Origin of the sequence: Nonomuraea sp. NPDC050783 (assembly GCF_040802095.1) — a bacterium.
Lineage (GTDB): Bacteria > Actinomycetota > Actinomycetes > Streptosporangiales > Streptosporangiaceae > Nonomuraea.
On sequence record NZ_JBFAHK010000019.1, the window covers coordinates 123,935 to 148,327 of the forward strand.

19 protein-coding genes are annotated in these 24,393 nt (G+C 72.3%); 14 read left to right on the forward strand and 5 right to left on the reverse strand.

The window, feature by feature from the left end; genetic code table 11:
• The first annotated feature begins 164 nt into the window (after nucleotides 1–164).
• Nucleotides 165–1,004 (forward strand): 16S rRNA (cytidine(1402)-2'-O)-methyltransferase, encoded by an 840-nt coding sequence (gene rsmI / locus AB0H75_RS37750; protein ID WP_367804453.1) that lies wholly within the window; start codon nucleotides 165–167, stop codon nucleotides 1,002–1,004.
• An 8-nt stretch (nucleotides 1,005–1,012) separates the two neighbouring features.
• Nucleotides 1,013–2,599 carry a dolichyl-phosphate-mannose--protein mannosyltransferase gene (locus AB0H75_RS37755; RefSeq protein WP_367804454.1) on the forward strand — a complete coding sequence of 529 codons (1,587 nt, stop codon included), beginning with the start codon at nucleotides 1,013–1,015 and terminating at the stop codon, nucleotides 2,597–2,599.
• Here the strand turns inward: AB0H75_RS37755 and AB0H75_RS37760 are convergent.
• Nucleotides 2,535–4,082 (reverse strand): hypothetical protein, encoded by a 1,548-nt coding sequence (locus AB0H75_RS37760; RefSeq protein ID WP_367804455.1) that lies wholly within the window; start codon nucleotides 4,080–4,082, stop codon nucleotides 2,535–2,537. The genes AB0H75_RS37755 and AB0H75_RS37760 overlap by 65 nt on opposite strands.
• Nucleotides 4,083–4,183: 101 nt before the next feature.
• Between AB0H75_RS37760 and AB0H75_RS37765 the strand changes: the two genes are divergently transcribed.
• From AB0H75_RS37765 to AB0H75_RS37780, 4 genes are all read left to right on the forward strand, one after another.
• Nucleotides 4,184–5,446 carry a glycosyltransferase family 2 protein gene (locus AB0H75_RS37765; RefSeq protein WP_367804456.1) on the forward strand — a complete coding sequence of 421 codons (1,263 nt, stop codon included), beginning with the start codon at nucleotides 4,184–4,186 and terminating at the stop codon, nucleotides 5,444–5,446.
• A 104-nt stretch (nucleotides 5,447–5,550) separates the two neighbouring features.
• Complete coding sequence (gene metG / locus AB0H75_RS37770) at nucleotides 5,551–7,332, forward strand: methionine--tRNA ligase (RefSeq protein WP_367804457.1); 1,782 nt, start codon at nucleotides 5,551–5,553, stop codon at nucleotides 7,330–7,332.
• A 10-nt stretch (nucleotides 7,333–7,342) separates the two neighbouring features.
• Nucleotides 7,343–8,197, forward strand: a complete 855-nt coding sequence (locus tag AB0H75_RS37775) for a TatD family hydrolase (protein WP_367804458.1) — start codon at nucleotides 7,343–7,345, stop codon at nucleotides 8,195–8,197.
• Between the two features lie 100 nt (nucleotides 8,198–8,297).
• Nucleotides 8,298–9,206, forward strand: coding sequence for a ubiquitin-like domain-containing protein (locus AB0H75_RS37780; RefSeq protein ID WP_367804459.1), 909 nt, complete (start codon nucleotides 8,298–8,300; stop codon nucleotides 9,204–9,206).
• Nucleotides 9,207–9,261: 55 nt separating this feature from the next.
• On the opposite strand, the gene AB0H75_RS37785 is transcribed toward AB0H75_RS37780, so the two are convergent.
• On the reverse strand, nucleotides 9,262–10,533 hold the full coding sequence (locus AB0H75_RS37785; RefSeq protein WP_367804460.1) for a hypothetical protein: 1,272 nt from the start codon (nucleotides 10,531–10,533) through the stop codon (nucleotides 9,262–9,264).
• Nucleotides 10,530–12,803, reverse strand: coding sequence for a protein kinase (locus AB0H75_RS37790; protein WP_367804522.1), 2,274 nt, complete (start codon nucleotides 12,801–12,803; stop codon nucleotides 10,530–10,532). Before AB0H75_RS37790 ends, AB0H75_RS37785 begins: the two co-directional genes overlap by 4 nt.
• Before the next feature lie 70 nt (nucleotides 12,804–12,873).
• Between AB0H75_RS37790 and rsmA the strand changes: the two genes are divergently transcribed.
• Together rsmA and AB0H75_RS37800 are read left to right on the forward strand one after the other, a co-directional pair.
• A complete protein-coding gene (gene rsmA / locus AB0H75_RS37795; protein WP_367804461.1) occupies nucleotides 12,874–13,734 on the forward strand; it encodes a 16S rRNA (adenine(1518)-N(6)/adenine(1519)-N(6))-dimethyltransferase RsmA in 861 nt (286 codons plus the stop codon).
• 396 nt (nucleotides 13,735–14,130) lie between these two features.
• Nucleotides 14,131–14,787 carry an NlpC/P60 family protein gene (locus AB0H75_RS37800; RefSeq protein ID WP_367804462.1) on the forward strand — a complete coding sequence of 219 codons (657 nt, stop codon included), beginning with the start codon at nucleotides 14,131–14,133 and terminating at the stop codon, nucleotides 14,785–14,787.
• Here AB0H75_RS37800 and AB0H75_RS37805 read toward each other — a convergent pair.
• Nucleotides 14,760–15,656 (reverse strand): arginase family protein, encoded by an 897-nt coding sequence (locus AB0H75_RS37805; RefSeq protein ID WP_367804463.1) that lies wholly within the window; start codon nucleotides 15,654–15,656, stop codon nucleotides 14,760–14,762. The two genes, AB0H75_RS37800 and AB0H75_RS37805, sit on opposite strands and share 28 nt — an antisense overlap.
• A gap of 215 nt (nucleotides 15,657–15,871) precedes the next feature.
• Here AB0H75_RS37805 and AB0H75_RS37810 point away from each other — a divergent pair, with 215 nt between their 5' ends.
• From AB0H75_RS37810 to AB0H75_RS37820, 3 genes are all read left to right on the forward strand, one after another.
• Nucleotides 15,872–16,774, forward strand: a complete 903-nt coding sequence (locus tag AB0H75_RS37810) for a 4-(cytidine 5'-diphospho)-2-C-methyl-D-erythritol kinase (RefSeq protein WP_367804464.1) — start codon at nucleotides 15,872–15,874, stop codon at nucleotides 16,772–16,774.
• 675 nt (nucleotides 16,775–17,449) lie between these two features.
• On the forward strand, nucleotides 17,450–18,133 hold the full coding sequence (locus AB0H75_RS37815) for an L-2-amino-thiazoline-4-carboxylic acid hydrolase (protein ID WP_367804465.1): 684 nt from the start codon (nucleotides 17,450–17,452) through the stop codon (nucleotides 18,131–18,133).
• A gap of 68 nt (nucleotides 18,134–18,201) precedes the next feature.
• Nucleotides 18,202–20,055 (forward strand): ABC-F family ATP-binding cassette domain-containing protein, encoded by a 1,854-nt coding sequence (locus AB0H75_RS37820; protein ID WP_367804466.1) that lies wholly within the window; start codon nucleotides 18,202–18,204, stop codon nucleotides 20,053–20,055.
• A 121-nt stretch (nucleotides 20,056–20,176) separates the two neighbouring features.
• On the opposite strand, the gene AB0H75_RS37825 is transcribed toward AB0H75_RS37820, so the two are convergent.
• A complete protein-coding gene (locus AB0H75_RS37825; protein WP_367804467.1) occupies nucleotides 20,177–20,683 on the reverse strand; it encodes a MarR family winged helix-turn-helix transcriptional regulator in 507 nt (168 codons plus the stop codon).
• A gap of 56 nt (nucleotides 20,684–20,739) precedes the next feature.
• On the opposite strand from AB0H75_RS37825, the gene AB0H75_RS37830 reads away from it, so the two are divergent.
• The 3 genes from AB0H75_RS37830 to AB0H75_RS37840 all read left to right on the forward strand — a co-directional run bounded on the left by AB0H75_RS37830 (nucleotide 20,740) and on the right by AB0H75_RS37840 (nucleotide 24,329).
• Nucleotides 20,740–21,510 (forward strand): trans-aconitate 2-methyltransferase, encoded by a 771-nt coding sequence (locus tag AB0H75_RS37830; protein ID WP_367804468.1) that lies wholly within the window; start codon nucleotides 20,740–20,742, stop codon nucleotides 21,508–21,510.
• A gap of 156 nt (nucleotides 21,511–21,666) precedes the next feature.
• On the forward strand, nucleotides 21,667–23,157 hold the full coding sequence (locus tag AB0H75_RS37835; RefSeq protein WP_367804469.1) for a CHAD domain-containing protein: 1,491 nt from the start codon (nucleotides 21,667–21,669) through the stop codon (nucleotides 23,155–23,157).
• Nucleotides 23,154–24,329 (forward strand): cytochrome P450, encoded by a 1,176-nt coding sequence (locus tag AB0H75_RS37840; RefSeq protein WP_367804470.1) that lies wholly within the window; start codon nucleotides 23,154–23,156, stop codon nucleotides 24,327–24,329. Before AB0H75_RS37835 ends, AB0H75_RS37840 begins: the two co-directional genes overlap by 4 nt.
• The last annotated feature ends 64 nt before the right edge of the window (nucleotides 24,330–24,393 follow it).

A 24,393-nucleotide genomic window follows, 5' to 3' on the forward strand; every position in this document is an offset into this window, starting at 1 on the left:
CCGATCGCGCACGGACCGAGTCCGAGGAAGGCTCTCGCCGGCCTCCGACGTGTCGTGGGCCTGGTACGGGGAATCGGTCACCGCCATTCGGACATCGTACGGGGCTCAAGCCGGTAGGTACGTAGAAACACGGTCTAATGGGACCGCCCTGCCACAATGGTCCGGTGACTGGAGACGGCAGGTTGGTGCTGGCGGGGGCTCCCATAGGCCGGGCGGGCGACGTCTCGCCCCGGCTGCGCGAGGTGCTGGGCGCCGCCGACGTGGTGGCGGCCGAGGACACCCGGCGGCTGCGCCGGCTGGCGGCCGAGCTGGACGTGGAGATCACCGGCCGGGTGGTGTCCTACTACGACCAGAACGAGGCGGGCCGCGCACAGGAGCTGCTGGAGAGCCTGAAGGAGGGCCGCACGGTCGTCGTCATCACCGACGCCGGCATGCCGGGCGTCTCCGACCCCGGCTACCGCCTGACCCGCCTGGCCGTCGAGGCCGGCGTCACGGTCACCGCGCTGCCCGGCCCGAGCGCCGTCACCACCGCGCTGGCCGTCTCCGGGCTGCCCAGCGACCGGTTCTGCTTCGAGGGCTTCCCGCCGCGCAGGAGCGGCGAGCGGGCCCGCCGCCTGGGCGCGCTGGCCCGTGAGGAGCGCACGATGGTCTTCTTCGAGGCCCCCCACCGGCTGGCGGAGTCGCTGGCGGCGATGGCCGAGGCGTTCGGCCCCGAGCGGCCGGCCGCCGTGTGCCGGGAGCTGACCAAGACCTACGAGGAGGTGCGCCGCGGCGGGCTCGGCGAGCTGGCCGCGTGGGCGGCCGGCGGTGTCAAGGGTGAGGTCACCGTCGTGGTCTCCGGGCACGTGCCCGGCGCCGTCGAGCAGGACCCCGACGAGCTGGTCGCCGAGGTCGAGCGCCGGGTCGCCGGCGGCGTCCAGCGCAAGCTCGCCGTGGCCGAGGTCGCCAAGGAAGCGGGTGTGCCCAAGCGGGAGCTGTATGACCTGGTTCACAAGCGCCTATAGTGCGCTTCGTGACCACCTGGGGCGTTCCACGGGCGCGGCTGGTCCCGCCGATGCAGGGCTCCGCTCTGGCCGGCTGGCTCGGCCCGCTCCTGGTGGCCGTCTTCGGCGGCGTGCTGCGCTTCGTCCGGCTGGAGGTCCCGCACGCCGTCGTCTTCGACGAGACCTACTACGCCAAGGACGCCTACTCGCTGCTCAGGTTCGGCGTCGAGCGGGCCATGCAGGGCGACGACAAGAACCCCGTGGCCGACCGCAACCTGATCGCCGGCAACCTCGACATCTTCCGCCACTGCGGCGAGCCGGGCGAGTGCGCCGCGTTCGTGGCCCATCCGCCGCTCGGCAAGTGGATGATCGCCGCCGGCGAGTGGCTGTTCGGCATGAACCCCTTCGGCTGGCGCTTCGCCGCCGCCCTCGCCGGCACGCTGTCGATCCTGATCCTGGCCAGGGTGGCGCGCCGGATGACCCGCTCCACGCTGCTCGGCTGCCTGGGCGGGCTGCTGCTGTCCCTGGACGGCCTGCACCTGGTGCTGTCCAGGACGGCGCTGCTGGACGTGTTCCTCATGTTCTGGGTCCTGACCGGGTTCGCCTGCCTCGTGGTGGACCGCGACCGGGTGCGCGAGCGGCTGGCGGCCTGGCGCGAGAGCGCTTCCCCCGGCGGTCCCGGCCCCCGGCTCGGCGCGCGGCCCTGGCGGCTGGCGGCCGGGGCGTGCCTGGGCGCGGCGTGCGCGGTCAAATGGTCGGGGATCTTCTTCCTCATCGCGTTCGCGGTGCTGTCGTTGGTGTGGGACGCCGGCGCCCGGCGGGCGGTGGGGCAGCGCGAGCCGTACCGGGCGACGCTCTCCCGCGACCTGCCCGGCGGGCTGGCCGGGCTGGGGCTGCTGCCCGCCGCGGTGTTCCTGGCGAGCTGGACCGGCTGGTTCGCCACCTCGCTCGGCTGGGGGCGCAACTGGGAGCAGGCCACCTCGGCGGGGCCGTTCTACTTCGTCTTCGACTCGCTGCGGTCCTGGCTCGGCTACCAGAGCCAGGTGCTCGGCTACCACAGCGGGCTGCACGAGTACCACCCGCACATGTCGGAGCCGTGGTCGTGGCCGCTGCTGTTACGCCCCGTCTCCTTCCACTACCCCGCCGGCCTGCCGCCGTCGGCCTGCGGCGCGAGCGCCTGCTCCCAGGCCGTGCTCGGCGTCGGCACCCCCGCCCTCTGGTACGGCGCCATCGCCGCGGTGATCACCATGGTCGGCTGGTACTCCGCCACCCGCGACTGGCGGGCCGGCGCCGTGCTGCTGGCCGTGGCGGCCGGCTGGCTGCCGTGGTTCTACTACGCCGTCGCCGACGACCGCACGATGTACCTGTTCTACATGCTGCCCGTGGTGCCGTTCATGGTGCTGGCGCTCGTGCTGGCCGCCGGGCTCGTGCTCGGCAGGGCGAGCGCCCCGCCCGCGCGGCGGGCCGCCGGGGCCGCCGTCGCCGGGGCGTTCGCGCTCATCGTGCTCGTCAACTTCTGGTGGCTCTACCCCGTGCTGACCGCCGAGACGATCACACACGCAGAGTGGTGGGCTCGGATGCTGATGCGCTCCTGGGTGACCGCCGCCCCCAGGTGACGCCCCTGCGCAGCGTGATCGCCGCGGCGACACAGGCCAGCGGGACGGCCGGGAGCACGTACCGGTAGTCGAACTCCGCCGTCGCCGCCGGGGCCAGCAGCAGGCCCACCGCGCCCAGCCAGGGCAGCGCCACTGGGCCGCCGAAGCGCCGCCAGCGCACCGCGACGCCGTACAGGCCGATCAGCAGGATGCCGCCGAGCATGATGCCGCGCAGGTAGAACACCTTCTGGTAGGCGGCCATGATGTCGGCCCACGGGTGGGTGATCCTGGTCTCCGGCGGGCCCTGCTCGTAGCTGAAGGCGTCGGTGTCGGTGCGGCCGCCCGCGTACGAGGCCCACTTCGGCAGCCGCTTCGGCTGGCCGTTCTCGTCCAGCTCGACGTACGGCTTGAACTCGTACATGTTGTAGGTCGACTCGTCGGGGAAGCGCGGGCGCGACCAGTGGAAGGAGCGGAAGAAGTCGCGGGCCACCACCTTCAGGTAGTCGCCAGGCTGCGACAGGATCGCCCGGGTGGCGAACGCGCTGGCCGCGTCGTTGGTGATCTCGCTCCACTTCTTGTTGACGCCCCAGCGGTGCAGCACCTCGCCGGTGCCCGTGCCGTCGCCGTTGCCCTGGCCCCACAGGTACCACTGGGCGTAGTCCTTGCGCTGGCTGACCGGGTCGTTGATGCACAGCAGCAGGAGCTGGACCTCTTTGTACTTGTCGAAGTGCATCTTCTCGCAGTCGGCGAAGATCGCCGTGCGCATGTACAGGATGAGGCCGTCGCTGTTGGTCATCGCGAACTTGCCGTACGCCGAGGCGAACCACCCCATGTACACCATCACCGGGATCGCGCACGCGGTGACCAGCGCCGTGATCGGCTTCCAGCCCGTCCGCCTGACCAGCAGGTAGAGCACCACCAGCGCGAGGATCGGCAGCCCGATCGAGCGCGTCAGCCAGGTCAGCGCCAGCAGGAACCCGACCGCCGCCCCGGCCTTCCACGACAACCGCCGCTTCCACAGCACCAGCGTGATCACGCCCACCACGAGCAGCGTGAACTGGGTGTCGGACATGACGAGCTGTTCGAGCTGGATCTGGTAGGCGTCGAACAACACCGGCGCGGCCGCCAGCGTCGCCCCCCACTTCGGCAGCCGGAACTTGATCCGCAGCAGCGCGTAGATCAGGCAGGCCGTGGCCAGGCCCATCAGGTGCTGGGCGAAGGTCACCAGCGCGAAGCTGTGGAACGGCTTGAGCAGCATCAGCCAGAAGCTGTAACCGTCGGGCCGGATGGGGTGCGGGCGCGGGTGCAGCGCCACCGAGACGTACTCGTAGGAGTCGTTGAACCACATGGCCGGGCCGTAGCCGAGCATGGTGACGAGCCGCAGCACGGCGCCCGCGCCGAAGGCCGCGGCGAACACCCGATGTCGGCGCACGAAGGACAGCAGGCGTGCTGCCCGGCCAGGAGCGGAGTGGTCCACAGGGGTAATCTCCGCGACGCTCACCATGCTGTAAAGAATGCCAGTCGTTTTTCGGTCTTGACCCGAGCATGCCCGGGCAGAGTGCATGATGGTTCACTGGAACAGCCTTAATTTCGAAGGGTAGACACGTGGAACTGACGGTGGTCATGCCCTGCCTCAACGAGGCGGAGACCGTGGAAGTCTGTGTGCGCAAGGCTCTGGCGTGCATGGAGGAGCACGGCATCGAGGGCGAGGTGCTGATCGCCGACAACGGCAGCACGGACGGCTCGCAGCAGCTCGCTCGCGACGCCGGCGCCCGTGTGGTGCACGTGGACGAGAAGGGCTACGGCAACGCCCTCATGGGCGGCATCAGGGCCGCGCGCGGCAAATACGTCATCATGGGCGACGCCGACGACTCCTACGACTTCACCGACCTGCTGCCGTTCGTCGAGCAGCTGCGCGAAGGCGCCGACCTGGTCATGGGCAACCGCTTCAAGGGCGGCATCGCCCCGGGCGCCATGCCCCCGCTGCACCGCTACCTGGGAAACCCGGTGCTGTCGTTCATCGGGCGGTTGTTCTTCCCGTCCGCCATCGGTGACTTCCACTGCGGCCTGCGCGGCTTCCGGCGCGACTCGATCCTGAAGCTGCAGCTCCAGACCGGTGGCATGGAGTTCGCCTCCGAGATGGTGGTCCGCTCCACGCTGGCCGGGCTCGACGTGCGCGAGGTGCCCACCACGCTCTCGCCCGACGGCCGCTCCCGCCCGCCGCACCTGCGCTCCTGGCGCGACGGCTGGCGCCACCTGCGCTTCCTGCTGCTCTACAGCCCCAAGTGGCTCTTCTTCTACCCCGGCGTGCTGATGATGGTCATCGGCATCGTGGCGGGCACGGCGCTGACGTTCGGCCCGGTCGAGATCGGCGAGCTGGCCTTCGACGTCGACACCCTGGTCGGGTCGTCGGCGCTGGTGGTCATCGGCTTCCAGGCCGCGCTGTTCGCGCTGTTCACCAAGGTCTACGCGGCCGAGGAGGGCTTCCTGCCCGAGTCGCCGCGCATCCGCAAGATCATCGACATCGTGACCCTGGAGAAGGGGCTCGTGGTCGGCGGCCTGCTGGCGCTGGCCGGTGTGGTCGGCCTGGTGATGTCGCTGGTCCACTGGCAGGTGCGCAGCTTCGGCGAGCTCGACCCGCGCGAGTCGCTGCGCCTGGTGGTGCCGTCCGCCACCGCCCTGATCATGAGCTTCCAGACCATCTTCGCCTCGCTGTTCGTCAGCATCCTGGGCATCCGCCGCACCCGCGAGACGCCGATCGACCACGCCGCCGCCGCGGCCGAGGAGGCCGCCGAGGCGGTCACCCGCGAGGAGACGGCGATCACCCGCGACGACACGACGGTCACCCGCGAGGAAACGACCGCCTAGGTTTCTTTTACCTCACGACGCGCCGGAGCACCGCGCTCCGGCGCGTCGCGTCGTAACGGCGGAATGGGTCCGAGACGGACAGCGAGCCCCGTAGGCTTAGGGACATGTCCCAGCACATCTTGACCGCCGTCGCGTGGCCGTACGCCAACGGCCCCCGCCACATCGGGCACGTCTCCGGGTTCGGCGTGCCGTCCGACGTCTTCAGCCGCTACCAGCGGATGGCGGGCAACAAGGTGCTGATGGTGTCCGGCACCGACGAGCACGGCACGCCCATCCAGGTGCAGGCCGACAAGGAGGGCGTCAGCGCCAAGGAGCTGGCCGACCGCTACAACCGGGTCATCGCCGAAGACCTGACCGGTCTGGGCCTGTCCTACGACCTGTTCACCAGGACCACCACGAAGAACCACTACGCGATCACGCAAGAGATCTTCAAGGGCCTCTACGACAACGGCTACATCTTCCCGAAGACCACGATGGGCGCCATCTCGCCCTCGACCGGCCGCACCCTGCCCGACCGCTACATCGAGGGCACCTGCCCCATCTGCGGCTACGACGGCGCGCGCGGCGACCAGTGCGACAACTGCGGCAACCAGCTCGACCCGATCCAGCTCATCAACCCCAAGAGCCGCATCAACGGCGAGACGCCGGCCTTCGTCGAGACCGAGCACTTCATGCTCGACCTGCCCGCCTTCGCCGAGGTGCTGGGCTCCTACCTGCAGTCCAAGCAGGGCGAGTGGCGGCCCAACGTGCTGAAGTTCGCCCTCAACCTGCTCGGCGACCTCCAGCCGCGGGCGATCAGCCGCGACCTCGACTGGGGCGTGCCGATCCCGCTGGAGGGCTGGCGCGAGCAGCCCAACAAGCGCCTGTACGTGTGGTTCGACGCGGTGATCGGCTACCTGTCGGCCTCCATCGAGTGGGCCCGGCGCTCCGGCGACCCCGACGCCTGGCGGCAGTGGTGGCAGAACCCCGACGCCCGCGGCTACTACTTCATGGGCAAGGACAACATCGTCTTCCACGCCGAGATCTGGCCGGCGATGTTGTTCGGCTACAGCGGCACGGGCGCCCGCGGCGGCAGCCCCGGCTCGCTGGGCGCGCTCGACGTGCCGTCCGAGGTGGTCTCCAGCGAGTTCCTGACGATGGAGGGCCGCAAGTTCTCCTCCTCCCGGCAGGTCGTCATCTACGTGCGCGACTTCCTGGCCCGCTACGACGCCGACGCGCTGCGCTACTACATCGCGGTGGCCGGCCCCGAGACCCAGGACACCGACTTCACCTGGCAGGAGTTCGTCAACCGCAACAACGGCGAGCTGGTCGCCGCCTGGGGCAACCTGGTCAACCGGTCGATCTCGATGGCGGCCAAGAACTTCGGCGCCGTGCCCGAGCCCGGCGAGCTGACCGACGCCGACCGGGCGCTGCTGGAGCGCTCGCGCACCGCGTTCGGGCCGGTGGGCCGGGAGCTGGGCAGGTCCCGCTTCAAGAACGCCATCACCGAGGCGTTCGACGTGATCCGCGAGGCCAACAAATACCTCGCCGAGCAGGAGCCGTGGAAGCTCAAGGACGACCCCGAGCGGCAGAAGTCCATCCTGCACGTCGCCCTCCAGGTCGTCGACGACGCCAAGACGATGCTCACGCCGTTCCTGCCCACCTCCTCCAACAAGGTCTTCGCCATGCTGGGCGGCGAGGGCGTCTGGTCCGGCATGCCGGAGATCCACGAGGTCGACGAGGACGGCGGCGAGCCCTACCCGGTGATCACCGGCGACTACGACGGCGCGGCCCGCTGGGAGCACCGCCCGATCAAGCCGGGCACGCCCCTGGCCCCGCCCGTGCCGCTGTTCAAGAAGCTCGACCCGAAGGTCGTCGACGAGGAGCTGGCCCGGCTGGAGGGCTAGTCTGAGCACCGTGAGCAAGATCCCCGCCGCGCCCGAGCCGCTGTCCGCGCCCGTCTTCGACAGCCACTGCCACCTCGACATCATGGTCGGCAACCGGCAGGCGTCCTCCGGCGATCCGGTCGCCCAGGCCGCTCAGGCGGCCTCGGCGACCGTGCGCGGCATCCTGGAGGACGCGAGGGCGGTCGGCGTGACCCGGCTCGTCACGATCGGCTACGACCTCGCCTCCTCCCGCTGGGGCGCCGACACCGCGGCCGCCCAGGAGGGCGTGTACGCCGGGGTGGCCATCCACCCCAACGAGGCCCACGAGGCCACCCCCGAGGCGCTGGCCGAGATCGAGGCGCTGGCCCGGCGGCCCGAGGTGCGGGCCGTCGGGGAGACCGGGCTCGACTACTTCCGCGACTGGGCGAGCAAGGACGACCAGCACGCCAGCTTCCGCGCGCACATCGAGATCGCCAAGCGCACCGGCAAGGCCCTGGTGATCCACGACCGCGACGCCCACGACGACGTGCTCAAGGTGCTGGCGGCCGAGGGCGCGCCCGACCGGGTGGTCTTCCACAGCTTCTCGGGCGACGCCGAGCTGGCCGGGAAGTGCGCCGAGGCCGGATACTTCATGTCGTTCTCCGGGCCGGTCACCTACAAGAACGCCGGCTACCTGCGCGAGGCCGCCGCCGTCGCGCCGCTGGAGCTGCTGCTGGTCGAGACCGACGCCCCCTACCTGCCGCCGGTCCCGCACCGTGGCAGGCCCAACGCCCCCTCCCTCATCCCGCTCACCCTCCGCTGCCTGGCCGAGGTCAAGAAACTCCCACCGGACGACGTCTGCGAGGCCATCAGCGCCAACGGAGTCACCGTGTTCGGCGAGTGGTGACCATTTTTCGGTGAAGCGGTGGCCGCGCGAGCCGGCCCGCGGTTAGCGTTCGGCACGGTCACTCTCCGTGACGGAAGTGGCGCGTGACCGGAGGTGGTACGTGCGTGGCAGGAGGCGCAAACCGCGTCCGCCGATCCCGTGGCGCTCCCCCTGGACACCGGTGGTGTGCCTGGCGGGCGGCCTGGCGGTGGCGGCGATCGTCGTCGTCTCGGCCCTGGCCAAGGACGTCGTCGTGGTCGTGGACGGCAGGCGGACGGCGGTGCACAGCTTCGCCGGCTCGGTACGGGACGTGCTCCGCGAGGCCGGGGTGTCCGTAGGCTTCGGCGACGTCGTGCACCCGCCCGTCCACCAGGAGCTGGCCGACGGCGCCACGATCGAGGTACGCCGCGCCCGCCCCATCACCCTGACCCTGGACGGCCGCACCAGCGAGCACCTGGTCACCAGCACCAGCGTCGGCGGCGCGCTCGCCGAGCTGGCCATCCCGGTCTCGGCCGGCCGGGTCTCCGCCCGCACCGACGCGGCGGTGCCGCTGTCGGGCATGGCGCTGACCGTCTACACCAGGCGCAAGGTGTACGTGGTCACCGGCGACACCCGCCTGTCCTTCCGCACCACCGCCAGGACCGTGCGGGAGGCGCTGCGCCGGCAACACATCGAACTCGGCCGCGGCTACCAGGTGCAGCCGCCGCTCGACAGCTTCCCCGAGGACGGCACGGTCATCACGATCACGCCGCCGCGTACCGACCCGGTCGAGCCGGACGTCGCCGCGCTCAACTGGCAGGCGCTGGCCGCGTGCGAGTCGCGCGGGGATCCGGAGGCGTACAACCCCGAGGGGCCGTACTACGGGATGTACCTGTTCAGCCTGCCGATGTGGAAGGCCGTCGGCGGGCTGGACCTGCCGACGGACTGGCCGGAGGAGGAGCAGACCTACCGGGCGCAACTGCTGTACCAGCAGGTGGGCGGCCGCTGGCAGGGCCAGTGGCCGCGCTGCGGCGCCCAGCTTTTCACCTGACGCTGTCCGGCACCTGATGCCGCGCGGGCACCTGCCGCTGTCCGGACACCTGGTGCTATCCGGACACCGCCGTCCCGAAGTCCACCCCCTGGGGCGGCCGCAGCGTCTCCAGGTTCTCGGCGTTGCGCCCGGCCACCGCCACCCTCCCGTACGGCTGCGCGTCCGGCTGCCCCACGAACAGCTTGTTGCCGCTGAAGGTCACCGACCAGCCGGACAGCCCGTCGGCACCGGCCGGCCTCCGGTCCTCGGCGGGGTCCTTCCAGGACACGACGCGCACGCCGCCCCCGTACGGGGCGCCGATCGCCAGCCGGCCGTCCGCCGAGGCCGCCAGCGAGAACCCGAACGCCTGCCGGCCGCCCTGCGTCACCGTCCTGACGACCTTCCTGGCGGGGTTGAGGAGCTGGACGCTGCCGCTGCCCGGCGAGCTGATCGCGTAGCCGTAGCCCTCGGAGTAGGCGACCGCGTAGCCGTACCGGTCGCCGTCGCGGTCGCTGGGGGAGTCCAGCTTGAGGCTGGTGATCTGCGAGGCGAAGGCGTCGTCGATGAACACCGCCGACCCCGAGTTGATCTTCCCGGTCTCGACCTGGCGGCCCGCGCCGTCGTCGTTCTCGTACGGGACGCCGACGAGCAGCGCGTTCCTCGGCCCCCACGCCATCGACCAGCCGAACTGGTCGCCGACCTCGCTGTTGCCGCGGACGTCCACGGTCTCCTGGCTGATCCTGCGCAACCCGCCGCTGCCCTGGCGCACGTAGACCGCGCCCGCGTCGGTGAGCTTGCCGTCGTCCTCGTACGGCGCGCCGATCGCCAGCAGGCCGTCACGGGCCGCCAGCGACCAGCCGAAACGCGCGTACCGCTGCGGCTGCGGTGCCGTCAGGCGCTGCGGCGGCCGGGCGCCGCCGCCGTAGACCACGTACACGGCCCCGGCGTCCTCCTCGCCGTCCACGTCCGCGTACGGGGCGCCGACCAGCAGGTCGGCGCACGCGTCGCCGTCCACCTTCGCCGTCCGTACCGACCAGCCGAAGCCGTCGCCCCTGGCCGGGCCGGGAACGGGCACCGGCACGACCTTCCCGCCCGACACCACGTGCACCGCGCCCTTGTCGTCGTCGGCGAACGGGTCGCCCACCGCCACGTCGTCCGCGCCGTCGCCGTCGAAGTCGGCGGGCCCGGCGCAGGCCGCCGCCGTCCGCGCCGATCCGGTCGCCGCCGCCGTCCGCGCCGATCCGGTCGCCGCGCGGGCCGTGGTCACGGGCGTGACCGCCGTCCCTAGGACCAGCAGCAGCACGCCGAGGACGAGCAGCGGCGCCACGGGTGCTCTTCCGGCGGTCACAGCGCCACCTCGATCTGCTTGCCGTTGTCCAGCATGGTCGCCGTCAGCCGCACCGGCTTGCGGTACGTCGCCAGGTCGAACACGAAGGCACTGTCCACGCGGGCCCCCGGCAGGATCGCCGGAGGCAGGGTGACGGCGGCCGGGTCGTGCTCGCCGCCCCGGTCGTCGATCATGGTGACCACCGGCTGGATCAGCGCCCGGCGCTCGCCGCCGGGGTTGAGCATGGTCCAGCGGACCACGCAGAGCTGGCCCTGGGTGGCGACCCTGCCCTCGTACTCCTTCAGGCCGCACCGGGGCGCGGCCGTGACGATCGCGATCGGGTCGTCCAGCTCTTCGCCCAGCGGGAAGCGGTGGCCCACGTCGTTCGGCCGGGCCGTGGCGGCCACGGACGGGCCGCCGCCGCTCTGGACGACCGCGTTGCGGCCCGTGGTCACGATCAGCACCGCCACCGTGACCACGATGGCCAGCACGGCCGCCGCGGCGGCGATCAGCCAGCGGGTGCCGGTGGTGCGGGTGCCGCCGAGGGTGTCGGGCTCGTCCGGCAGCACCTCGGGGGAGCGGGAGGAGGCGGGGGAGGGGGAGAGCGGGGGGACGGGGAAGGCTGAAGCGGAGGCGGAGGTCGAAGCGGAGGCGGAAGTGGAGGCGGAAGTGGGAGCGGAGGCGGAGGTGCGGCGGTCGCCGGGCTGAGTGTCGGCGCCGCGCTGCTCGGAGTGCGCCATCCGCCGCAACTGCTCCCGCCCCGGCGTCACCCCCCGCCCCCAGGACTCCTGCCCGTGGGCCGCGCCCGGCTCCCGCCGTTCCTGCCCGTGGCCCGCACCGGGGCCGTGCGGCTCCTGCGCCCCGCCACGTCCAGGGGCCTCCTGCCGCGCGTGGGGCTGCGGCTCGGCGGCAGTGGGCACGGCGGCAGTGGGCTCACCGGCAGTGGGCGCGGCGGCTGCGGTGGCGGCAGACGGGACACCGCGGCCGCCGTCCGGCCGGTCGCCCGACCTGTCGCGCTGTCCTCCGTCCGGCCGGTCGCCCGACCGGTCACCCGACCCGCCGCGCCGCCCGTCGCCCGACCCGCCGCGCCACCCGTCACCCGACCTGTCGCGCTGCCCGTCGCCCTGGTTGTCGTCCGTGCGCGCTCCGGGCCACGCGCTCTCCGTCCCGTCCTGCCGGCCGGCCTCGCGGCCGCCCTTGCGCTTGAACAGGCCGCGCGCCCGGCCCTGCCCCTGGCCGCCGTCATCCGGCGTCCCGGCGGGCCGGCGGGCCAGCTCCTCCTTGGCCGCCAGTTCCTCCCTGCGCGCCAGCTCCTCGAACGCCGCCGCCTGCCCTAAGGTGCCGCTCGGCGGCGGCGTGCTGAACGTGGCCGTGACGTCGGGCTCGTCCACCACGTTCCTGGGCGGCTGCCAGTCGTTGAGCATCTCTGTCGCGACCAGGGTCGGCGGATTGATCGACGGCGCCGGCGTGTTCCCGCCCACCAGCGCGATGAGCAGGTCCTGCGCGGTGGGCCGCAGCGCCGGGTCCATCGAGGTGGCCAGGCGTACCAGCTCGTTGAGCGGAGCGGGCAGCGCGCCCAGGTCCGGCACGGTGTTGAGGACGCGGTGGGCCATCGTGATGGGGTCGCCGCGCCCGAACGGGTGCCGCCCGTTGCCCGCGTAGGCGATGAGGCAGCCCCAGGCGAAGATGTCGGCCGCCGGGGTGACCATCTCACCGCGTACCTGCTCGGGTGCCCACCACCCGGGACTGCCCAGCAGCTCGCCCGACAACGTGAACCCGGTCTCCCTGTCGAGTGCCCTGGCGATCCCGAAGTCGATCACGCGCGGCCCGGACAGGGAGAGGATCACGTTGGCCGGTTTGAGGTCGCGGTGCACCAGCCCGGCCACGTGGATCGCGGCCAGCGCGGCCGCCACGCCCAGCCCGACGCCGTGCAGCGGCCCCGGGTCGAGGGAGCCGAACTTCGCGATCTGCTCCGACAGCGGGGTGCCCGCGATGTATTCGGTCACCATGTAGGGACGGCCGTCGCCGGTGTTGCCGTTGTCCAGCACCTGGGCGGTGCAGAACGACGCCACCCGGCGCGCGTTCTCCACCTCGGCGTGGAACCTGGCCGCGAACCCCTCCTGGTTGGCGAACTCCGCCTTGACGACTTTGAGCGCGACGAAGCGCCCCGTCGGCGCGCGGGCGAGGAAGACGGTCCCCATACCGCCCTCGCCAAGTCGCCCCAGCAGGCGGTACGGGCCTATCTCCCGTAGGTCCGTGGGGCGGAGCGGCGCGGCGCCCGTTGGCTCCATGAGGGACGTCCCTTCCTGTTCCACGCCATCCTCTCCTTTGGTCTCCCCATCCGCCATCTCAGGTTCTTCGATGCGGGAGACTGGTTGGATGATGAGGCTGTTGGGCCCTGCAGAAATACGTATTTTGGCGGACAGGCTAAATCTTCGTCCGACAAAAAAACTTGGCCAGAACTTCGTGATCGACGCGGGGACCGTCCGCCGCATCGTCCGCGTGGCCGAGCTGTCGGCCGACGACGTGGTCATCGAGGTCGGCCCGGGGCTCGGCTCGCTCACCCTGGCCCTGCTGCCGTCGGCCGCGCACGTGGTGGCCGTCGAGATCGACCCGGTGCTCGCCGCCCAGCTGCCCGTCACGGTCGCCGAGCGCGACCTGTCCGACCGGCTCACCGTCGTCAACGCCGACGCCATGAGGATCACGCCCGACGACCTCGCGGGTCACGTCCCGACCGCCCTGGTGGCCAACCTGCCGTACAACGTGGCCGTCCCCGTGGTCCTCCACCTCCTGGAGGTCCTTCCGTCCCTGCGCAGGGGCCTGGTCATGGTGCAGTCCGAGGTGGCCGACCGGCTCGCGGCCGGCCCGGGCTCCAAGGTGTACGGTGTGCCGTCGGTCAAGGCCGCCTGGTACGCCGACGTGCGGCGGGCCGGCCCGGTCGGCCGCAGCGTCTTCTGGCCCGTCCCCAACGTGGACTCCGGCCTGGTCTCCCTCACCCGCCGCGAGCCGCCCGCCACGAAGGCCACCCGCGAGCAGGTCTTCGCGGTCGTGGACGCGGCCTTCGCGCAACGCCGCAAGACCCTGCGCGCCGCGCTCGCCGGCTGGGCGGGCAGCGCGGCCGAGGCGGAGGCCATCCTGCGCGCCGCCGACGTCAACCCCAGCGCCCGCGGCGAACAACTCGACATCACGGCCTTCGCCCGCATAGCCGAACTCAAACCCTGACCTGCCACGACTCCGACCGGTCGCGTCTTCGACTTGCCACGACTCCGACCGGTCGCGTCTTCGACTTGCCACGACTCCGACCGGTCGCGTCTTCGACTTGCCACGACTCCGACCGGTCGCGGCTCCGACCGGCCACTCCTCCGGCCCGCGGGCGCTCCAACCCGCGGGTGCTTCGGCCCGCGGGTGCTTCGACCCGCGGCCACGACCGGCGGCGTGGCCCGCCCCACGCCTCACCACCCGCGCACCGTCGCTGCCCTGCGGCTCGATCGCCCGTTCATCCACAGCCCCGTCGCCTCGCGCGCACCTTGTCCACAGAACCGCGCTCGGCCCCACGCGCCCCGCCGGATCGCAGGACCCTGGCCTCACCTCGTCCGCACGACCTGCCAGGAGGCCACGATGTCCCGCCGCGAAACCATCCCTTCACCCTCCGGGCCCACCTCGGCCACAGCCCTCACCCTCGCCCGCAGCGCCTTCCTCCTCCGCCTCCTCCCCGTCACCCCGCGCCGGATGCTGTCGCTGGCCTGCGCATTCGTGACCACCATCAGCGTCTTGACGGCAGCGACGGCAGCGGCGGCGGCCGTGCCCCCCGCACGCACCTCCACCCTCACTCTCACCACCACCATCACCACCAAGAAGGCACTCACGCGCGGCCAGATCGCCGCCTCCGCCGCCCTCGCCCAGCTCGGCGTCTCCTTCTCCTGGGGCGGCGGCTCCTCCAGGGGCCCCACCTTCGGCATCGGCAGGGGTGCGGCCACCCGCGGCTTCGACTGCAGCGGCCTCACCCTCTACGCCTGGTCCAGAGCCGGCGTCCCCTTGAGCCACTACACCGGCGCCCAGTTCCGCCAGGGCCGCAGGGTCGCCCATCACGCCCGCCGCACCGGCGACCTCCTCTTCTTCGGCGGCGGCAGGGGCGACCCCACCCACGTGGCCCTCTATCTGGGCGGGGGCGTGATGATCCACGCCCCCAAGACCGGCGACGTGGTCCGCAGGACGCGCTTCCTCAGGTCTGCGTACTTCCGCGCCGCCTACCGCGGCACCGTACGCCCGGGCTGACCGGCGACGGCCTCGACCAGCCCGCCGACCAGCCCGGCCAGCAGCTTCCGCTCCTCGTCCCGCTCGTCCGCGGAGCCGCCGGCCTCATACTCCATGAGCCCGAGCCCCGCCACCTCGAACCGTCCGGCCACCGCCGCCACCGACGAAAGCAGCCGCTCAGGATGCATGCCTCCAGGCGTAGGACACCCCACACCGCGGAAGATCTCCGGATCGAGCACGTCGAGGTCGATGTGCACGTAGACAGCCGCGTCCGGGCCGCCCGCGGCCTCGATCTCCCGGAGCAGAGCCTCGGGGGTCGCCGTCTCCGCCATCCTCACCCACCGGATCCCGGCGCTCTCCACGAAGGACTCCTCCGGCGGATCGAGATCCCGCACCCCGGCCAGCACGATCCGCCCGGGTTCCACAGGCACCTCGGCCACCAGCCCCTCGGGTCCCTCGCCCGTGAGCGCTCGCAGCACCATCCCGTGATAGGCGCCGGACGGCGACGACCGCGGCGTGTTCAGATCCCCATGAGCGTCCAGCCAGACCACCACCAGCCGTTCCCCGTGCCGCTTCCGGGCCGCCGCCACGGGCTCCAGCTCGACCCCGCAGTCCCCGCCCACCGTGACGACCACCGCGTCGTCGGCCACTTCCGCGAGCGCCGCCCGCACCGCGGCCGCCGTGGCCGCGAGACTCTCGTCGTCAACGGTCACGCCGACCCTGGCGACCGGCGGCGGCTGCTGCTGCCCGCCCGCGAGGCCGTCGCGTGCCGTCGCCGCCTCCCAGGCCAGATCCGCCACGATACGGGCCCCGTCACGCAGGCGTTCCGCGGTACGCGACCCGGATCCCCGCCACTGCGGCACCTCGACCACCGCTATTTTCGGCACCATCTTCACCGACCCCTCTTCACCCCTACGAAGCCGACCATCATCGTCACTCGACGTAACAGAGCATGTCGAGGACAAATGACCACCAACCTGACTCTATGTACCGATGATGCGGGCGTTCCACAGCCCATATTCCGAGAACCGCATGTCAGCGCTCCGGGCACCGATAACATCGAGTGTCCTTGACCCCGGCAAGCGATGAGAGTGGCAGAAGATCGATGAGTTCGGTGACCGTACGTGTGCCCGCGAAGGTCAACGTGCAGCTTTCTGTCGGCCCGCTCAGGGAAGATGGCTACCACGACCTGGTCAACGTCTTCCACGCTGTGTCGATCTTCGATGAGGTGGTGGCCAAGGAGTCCGACTCCATCACGGTGTCGGTCAACGGGAAGTGGGCCGACCAGGTGCCGGTGGACGACGGCAACCTCGCCATCCGGGCCGCCCGCGCCCTCGCCAAGCACGCGGGCCGCACCTACGGGGCGGACCTGATCATCAACAAGGAGATCCCGGTCGCGGGCGGGATGGCGGGCGGCAGCGCCGACGCCGCCGGCGCCCTGGTGGCGTGCAACGAGCTCTGGGGTCTCGGCCTGCCGTTCGACGACCTGATGGAGATCGCCGGGGATCTCGGCAGCGACGTCCCGTTCTCCCTGCTCGGCGGCACCGCTCTCGGCACCGGCCGGGGCGAGCGGCTGACCGAGCTGCCCACGGGCGGCACGTTCCACTGGGTGTTCGCGCTCGCCGACGGCGGTCTGTCCACGGCCAGCGTGTACGCCGAGTGCGACCGGCTGCGTGCCGCAGAGGCCACCGAGGTCACCTGGCCCCAGCCGGACGACTCCCTCCTGGAGGCCCTGGGCACCGGCGACGCCTACGCCCTCGGCGCCCACCTCAGCAACGACCTCCAGCCCGCCGCCCTCAACCTGCGCCCGGAGCTCGCCCCGACCCTTGAGGCGGGCCGCCAGCACGGCGCCCTGGGGGCCATCGTCTCCGGCTCCGGTCCCACCTGCGCCTTCCTCGCCATCGACGCCCTCCACGCCCGCGACCTGGCGGGCAGCCTCACCGCCACGGGCGCCGCCCACACCGCCGTCCCGGCCCACGGCCCCGTCCACGGCGCCACCCTCGTCTGAGACACATCCGTACGGCGAATCAGGACCGCTCCCGTACGGCGACCGGGACCGCTCCCGTACGGCGACCGGGACCGCTCCCGTACGGTGACGGGGGCCGCTCCCGTACGGTGACCAGGACCGCCTCACCGCTCCGAGCCGGCGCCGGACGAACGCCCTAGCGCCGTCGCCATCGCGTGGCACACGAGAGGGCATCCAGGACCACCCGCAAGCCGCGCCCCACGAGGGCGGCGGACGGCGGGGGTCGGGGTGGAGATCCAGCGGCGGGGGCGGGTGCGGGTCCGGTGGCGAGGGGCGGGTGCGGGTCCGATGGCGGGTCGGGTAGGGGTTCGACGGTGGGACCGGGTGCTTCGGTAGCCGTCGTAGCGTCAGGGCGCGCTCTGGTTCGCCTTCTGCCGTCGCCGCCAGAGCAGAGCCGACGTCCGCTGGAGTGGGGCCGGTGTCCGTCGGGGTGGGGTGAGGTTCGTTCGGGTGGGGGCGGGGGTTGCCGGAGTGGGGGCGATGGACGTGATCGTTGTTGGCGTGCCAGACTGGTCGTGACATATCAACCCAAGCTTGTCAGCGCCTGGTTGGTCGGTGGAGTGCGTTGGCGTGCTCGCTCGGTCGCGAGCACGGTCGCCCACGCCTCCACGCGGGACGCGGTCGTGTACGCGCCGAGCCGTACCCGGAAGGATGACCATGTCCACCGACCAGTTCGGGCTCGCCGAGGGCGGCTACGTCCCTGATCCCGACCGCGACATCACGCTGCTCCTCGACGCGTTCTACGGCCACCTCGCCGCCGTCCTGCGCGAGTACGCGCTGCCCGGCGAGCCGGCGACGGCCATGCGGGCACGTCAGGAGGAGCTCGAAGCCGCGAACCGGCACCTGATCGTCGATGAGCCCGCCCGCCACAACCTGCGCATGACCCTGGCCCTGGTGGCCGCCTACGAGTTCCTGCGGCCCAGGCTGGGCCAGGAGACGGCGATCGCCGTCGTCCGCGCGTCCTTCACCGAGCCGCTCGGCGACGCCATGAAGGAGGGCACCCGGGCGATGCTCGACCACGCGCCGGACGCCTTCCGCGCCATGGTGGAGCTGAGCAGGTCGCGCGAGGAGCACGCGTTCGGGAGGGGGTTCGTCTTCGCCCGGCCGGTCGACGACGACCACCGCTACCACCTCGACGTGCGCCGGTGCTTCTACCACGACGTCCTGGTGGCCAACGCGGCGCCGGAGCTGACCCCGGTGATGTGCGCGTTCGACGCCAACTGGATCGAGGCCATCGAGCCCGGCAGGCACGGCTTCCGGTTCGACCGCCGCACCACCATCGGGACGGGCGGCACGTTCTGCCCCTTCCACTTCAGCCGTACCGGTGAGGGCACGGGCTGATGTCCGCGTAGTCACGGGTGCTCGGGGGCGGCGGGGAGGCCGGTGGGAGCCGATACCCTGAGTACGTCATGAATCTGGTCAATCTTGAGTCGGTCTCCCACGCCTACGGGCCCAAGCCGCTCCTCAGCGACGTCTCCCTGGGCATCGAGGCCGGGGAGCGCATCGGCGTCGTCGGGCGCAACGGAGGCGGCAAGACGACCCTGATGTCGGTGATCGCGGGTGACCTGCGACCCGACAGCGGGCGGGTCACGCACACCCGGGGCCTGCGGATCGGCTTCCTGTCGCAGCACGACGCGCTGGAGCCGGCCGCCACCGTACGCGAGATCGTCCTGGGCGGGCTGGCCGAGCACGAGTGGGCGGGCGACCAGGGCATCCGCGACATCCTGACCAACCTGGTCGGTGACCTCGACCTCGACTCCAGGGCCGCCGACCTGTCGGGCGGCGAGCGCCGGCGTACGGCGCTGGCCAAGCTGCTGATCGACGACCACGATCTGATCATGCTGGACGAGCCCACCAACCACCTCGACATCGAGGCCATCGCGTGGCTCGCCGGGCACCTGGCGGGGCGGAAGAGCGCCCTGGTGGTGGTGACGCACGACCGGTGGTTCCTGGACGCCGTGTCCACCCGCACCTGGGAGGTCGTGGACGGCCGCGTCGAGCGGTACGAAGGCGGGTACGCCGCCTACGTCCTGGCCAAGGCCGAGCGGGCACGCATCGCCCAGGCCGCCGAGGAGCGCCGCCAGAACCTCATGCGCAAGGAGATCGCCTGGCTGCGCCGCGGCCCGCCCGCCCGCACGTCCAAGCCGAAGTTCCGCATCGAGGCCGCCCAGGCCCTCATCGCGAACGAGCCGCCGGCCCGCGAGAACGTCGAGCTGATGCGCTTCGCCGCGGCCCGGCTCGGCAAGACCGTCTACGACCTGGAGGACGTCACCCTGCACGCCGGCGGGCCGGGCAGCGGGCCGCTGGTGCTGGAGCGGTGCACGTGGCAGTTCGGGCCGGGCGACCGCATCGGGCTGATCGGGGTCAACGGCTCCGGCAAGTCGTCCGTGCTGCGCCTGCTCGCCGACACGATCAAGCCCGACTCCGGCCGGGTGGTCAGGGGCCGGACGGTCCGCCTCGCGCACCTGTCGCAGGAGCTGGCCGAGCTGGACCCGTCGCGGCGGGTGCTGGAGTCGGTCGAGGAGGTGCGCAAGTACCTCCAGATCGGCAAGAAGGAGTGGTCGGCCTCCCAGTTGCTCGAACGCCTCGGTTTCCGGGGCGACGCGCAGTGGAAGGTGATCGGCGACCTGTCCGGCGGCGAGCGGCGGCGGCTGCAACTGCTCAGGCTGCTCATGGACGACCCCAACGTCCTGCTGCTCGACGAGCCCACCAACGACCTCGACATCGAGACGCTCAACGAGCTGGAAGACCTGCTCGACGGCTGGCCGGGCACGCTCGTCCTGGTCAGCCACGACCGCTACTTCCTGGAGCGGGTCACCGACCGGTGCGTGGCGCTGCTGGGCGACGGCCGGCTGTCGCTGCTGCCGGGCGGCGTGGAGGAATACCTGCAACGGCGGGCCGCGGGCACCGCGCTGACCGCCCGGGTCGCCGGTGGCGGCACGGCGGCGGGGGCCGGGGAGGCGCCGGCCACCGCGGCGTCGGCCACGTCCGCGTCCGCGCCGGAGAAGGCCGGTGGCGGCGCGGCGGGCGCGGGCGAGCTGTCGGCCAAGGAGGAGCGGGAGCTGCGCAAGGAGCTCAACCGGCTGGAACGCCAGCTCGACAAGCTGGCCGGCCAGGAGGCGCGGCTGCACGCGGCCATGGCGGAGGCGGCCAGCGACTACGCCAGGCTCGGCGCTCTGGACGCCGAGCTGCGGGAGCTGACGGCGCAGAAGGACACGATCGAGGCCGAGTGGCTGGAGGTCGCCGACCGCCTCGGCGACTGAGCACCACCCCCGCCGCCCGCGCGGGAAGCCGGACGGGGGCGGCGGCAGGTCGGGCGGAGAACCCGGTGGGTCGGGCGGGGAGCCGCGCCGTCCGGGTGGGAACCGGGTGGGCTCGCGGCGGTCAGGTGGGGGAGTCGAACGGGGTCAGGAGGGTGCGGAGGAGGGCGGCGAGCGCGCGGCGCTCCTCCGCGCCGAGCCCCGACAGCAGCTCGTGCTCGCGCCGCAGCAGGTCGGCGAAGGCCGCGTCCACCCGCGCCAGCCCGGTGTCCGTCAGGGAGACCAGCACTCCTCGCCGGTCCTCCGGGTCCGGCCGGCGGCGGACGAGCCCGGCCTGGGCGAGGCGGTCGATGCGGTTGGTCATGGTCCCAGAGGTGACCAGGGTGGCCCGGAGCAGCGCCCCGGGGCTCAGCTCGTACGGCTTGCCGGCCCGGCGCAGCGCCGTGAGCACGTCGAACTCCCACGGCTCCAGCTCGTGCTCGGCGAAAGCCGCCCGCCGCGCCCGGTCGAGATGCTTGGCGAGACGTGACACCCTGGAGAGCACCTGGAGCGGCTCGACGTCGAGGTCGGGGCGCTCGGTGCGCCAAGCGGCGACGAGGCGGTCGACCTCGTCCCTAGCATCCTCCGTCATGACACAAAGTGTACTGTCTTGACATCGAGATATCTCTCTCGATATCAATTATCTTCATGTCAAGAGATATCTGGGACCCGGTAACCTACGCGGTGTACGCGGACGAGCGCTCCCGGCCGTTCATCGAGCTGATCTCCAGAGTGGGAGCCGTCGATCCCGATTATGTCGTGGACGCCGGCTGCGGCAGCGGTGAACTCACCGCGGAGCTGGCCGATCGCTGGCCGCGGGCCACGGTGGAGGGCTTCGACTCCTCGCCCGCGATGATCGTCAAGGCCCGGCAGCTCGACACGCGGGTACGCTTCGCCGTCGCCGACGTGGCCACCTGGCGCCCCGACCGGCCCGTGGACGTGCTCGTCTCCAACGCCGTGCTCCAATGGGTGCCCGACCACCACGACGTGCTCGAACACTGGATGGAGGACCTGGCCCCCGGCGGCTGGCTGGCCTTCCAGGTGCCGGGCAACTTCGACGCCCCGAGCCACACCGCCATCCGCGAGCTGTGCGCCTCGCGCGCCTGGTCCGACCGGCTCGGCGACTACGGCCGCGGCGTCCCGGTGGGCGACCCCCTCGGCTACGTCGACCTGCTCAACCAGGGCGGCACCCAGGTGGACGCCTGGGAGACGACGTACGTCCACGTGCTGAAGGGCGAGAACCCGGTGCTGGACTGGGTGTCGGGGACGGCGCTGCGCCCCATCCTCGACCGGCTGGACCCCGAGGAGCAGCGGCGGTTCAAGACCGAGCTGGGCGAGATGCTGGCGCGGCTCTATCCGGCCAGGAGCTACGGCACGCCGTTCCCGTTCCGCCGGATCTTCGTGGTGGCGCAGAAATGACCGCCGCCTTACACCGCGTCCGGCTCGCCGCGCCCGGTCGGCTTCCCCCCGGCCGCCGGCGCGTTCACGTCCCGGACCCGCCCGGCGACAGGATCGAGTGCCCGCGGTTCCCGTGATGTTCACCTGGCGGTGGCAGAATTGGTCGAAACCGGACTCATGCGAGGTGCAGTGGGCATCGAGATCGAGGACAAGTTCGACGTTCCCCACAACTACGCCGTTCCCGACCTGGCCGACCTGGCCGAGGTCACCGGCCCGAAGAGCCACCAGCTCGTCGCTCTCTACTACGACACCCCCGACCTGCGCCTGGCCGCCCGGGGCGTGACGCTCAGGCGACGGCGGGGCGGCGACGACGCGGGCTGGCACCTCAAGCTGCCCAAGGCCAAGGGGGTGCGCCAGGAGATCGCCCTCCCGCTCACCCGCAGCACCAGGGTCGTCCCTCCGGAGCTGGCCGAGCTCGTCCGCGCCTACACCCGCGGCGCCGGCCTCGACGTGGTGGCCGAGCTGGACACCCGCAGGAGCGTCACCCTCCTGCGCGACGGCGACGCCAGGCTGCTGGAGGTCGCCGACGACCGCGTCAAGGCCACCGACCGCCGGGAGGGCGGCCGGGTCGTGCGCTGGCGCGAGGTCGAGGCCGAGCTGATCGACGAGAGCCGGCAGGCGTTGCTGTCCAAGGTCGGCAAGCGGCTCAGGAAGGCCGGCGCCAGGCCCTCCGACGCCGCCAGCAAGCTCGCCAGGCTGCTCGAACCCGCCCCGCCGCCCCGGGCCCGCTGCGAGCCGGGCTCGGCGGGCGAGGTCGTGCTCGCCTACGTCGCCGGCCAGGCGGACGCCCTGCTCGCCCATGACCCGCGGGTACGCCGCGCCGAGGACGACGCCGTCCACCAGATGCGGGTGGCCTGCCGGCGGCTGCGCAGCGCGCTGAAGGCGTTCAGGACCGTGGTGACCGGCACCGAGCGGATCCAAGAGGAGCTGCGCTGGCTCGGCGAGGTGCTCGGCGAGGCCCGCGACCTGGAGGTGATCCGGGCCAGGTTCGGCGAGGAGCTGGCCGGGCTGCCTCCCGAGCTGGTCGTCGGCCCCATCAGGGACCGCCTCGGCGCCGACCTGCTGGCCCGCGAGCGGGAGGCGTACGAGCGCATCAAGGACGCTCTCAGCGGCGAGCGCTACTACGCCCTGCTCGACGCCCTCGACGCGCTCCTCGCCGCCCCGGAGCTCGGCAAGGCCGCGGGCAAGCCGGCCCGGGAGCGGCTCGTCGCCGTCGCGGCCCACAACTGGAACCGGGTGACCAAGGCGTACGGCACCGCCCAGGCCGTCGCGGACCCGGAACGCCGCGAGGCCGCCCTGCACGACGTGCGCAAGGCGGCCAAACGCGCTCGTTACACCGCAGAAGCGCTCGAACCCACCCTAGGCAAGGACATGGCCAAGCTCGCCGAGCTGGCCGAGGGCATCCAGGAGGTCCTGGGCAAGCACCAGGACGGCGTGGTCGCGCAGGAGACCCTGGCCAGGGAGGCGGACAGCGCCCGGCGGGCGGGCGAGGACACCTTCACCTACGGCCTGCTCGTCGGGATCGAACGCGGCACCGCGGAGCGGGCACGCGCCCGCTTCCCCGGCGTATGGTCGGAGACCGTCAAGGCAGTGGAGAAGCTTCTATGAGCACTCTTCCGATCATCCCGTTCGCGCGCAAGGACCCGCTCGACATGCCCGCGGCCTACCGCGAGCTGCGGGCCGAGGAGGGCATCGCCCGCGTCCGCACCCGCACCGGCGACGAGTTCTGGCTGGTCAGCGGCTACGAGGACGCCCGCGCCCTGTTCAACGACCCGCGGCTCGGCCGCTCGCACCCCGAGCCGGACCGGGCCGCCCGGCTGTCGGGCTCGGCCCTGCTGGGCGGCCCGCAGGGCGAGCCGGCCACCGAGCGGGCCGACCACGAGCGCATGCGCAGGCTGTTCATGCCGGCGTTCTCGGCCCGCCGCATGAAGGCGTTGGCCGGGCACGTCGGCTCGCTGGTGGACGAGCGGCTCGACCGCCTCGCCGGGCTCGCTCCGCCGGCGGACCTGCACGCCGAGCTGTCCTTCCCGCTGCCGGTGCTGGTCATCTGCCAGCTCCTCGGGGTGCCGTACGAGGACAGGGAGTACTTCAGCGGCGTCTCGGCCCGCATGGGCGGCATGCTGGACCACGAGGACAGCGAGGCCGCCAGGGACGAGATGGCCGCGTACACGGCGGCCCTCATCGAGCGCAAGCGCCGCGAGCCTGCCGAGGACGTGCTGTCCGACCTGGCCGGCCAGCTCGACGACGACGGCGCGATCGCCCGGCTGGCCGGCGGGCTGCTGTTCGCCGGGCACGAGACCACGGTCAACCGCATCGACTTCGGCGTGCTGCTCCTGCTGGCCCATCCGGACCAGCTCGACCTGCTCAAGGCCGATCCCGGCCTGGCCCCCGGCGCGGTCGAGGAGATCCTGCGCATGGCCGCGCCCAGCCTGCACGGCCTGCCCAGGTACGCCCACGAGGACATCGGGATCGGCGGCGTCACCATCCGCAAGGGGGAGGCGGTGGTGCTCATGCCCGGCGCGGCCAACCGGGACGAGCGGGTCTACCCGGATCCGGACGCCTTCGACATCCGCCGCCCGCTGACCGACCCGCACCTGTCCTTCGGCTACGGGCCGCGCTTCTGCATCGGCGCGAGCCTGGCCAGGGTGGAGCTGGTGGCCGTCTTCAGCCGCCTGTTCCAGCGCTTCCCCGGCCTGCGCCTGGCCGTGCCGGTCACCGACCTGCCGCGCAACGCGGGACGCATCACCGAGGGCTTCGCCGAGCTGCCGGTCACCTGGTGAGCCCGGCCACCGGGCGCCGGCCAGGTCCGGCCCCGGTGGCGCTTGCCAGGTCCGGCCCCGGTGG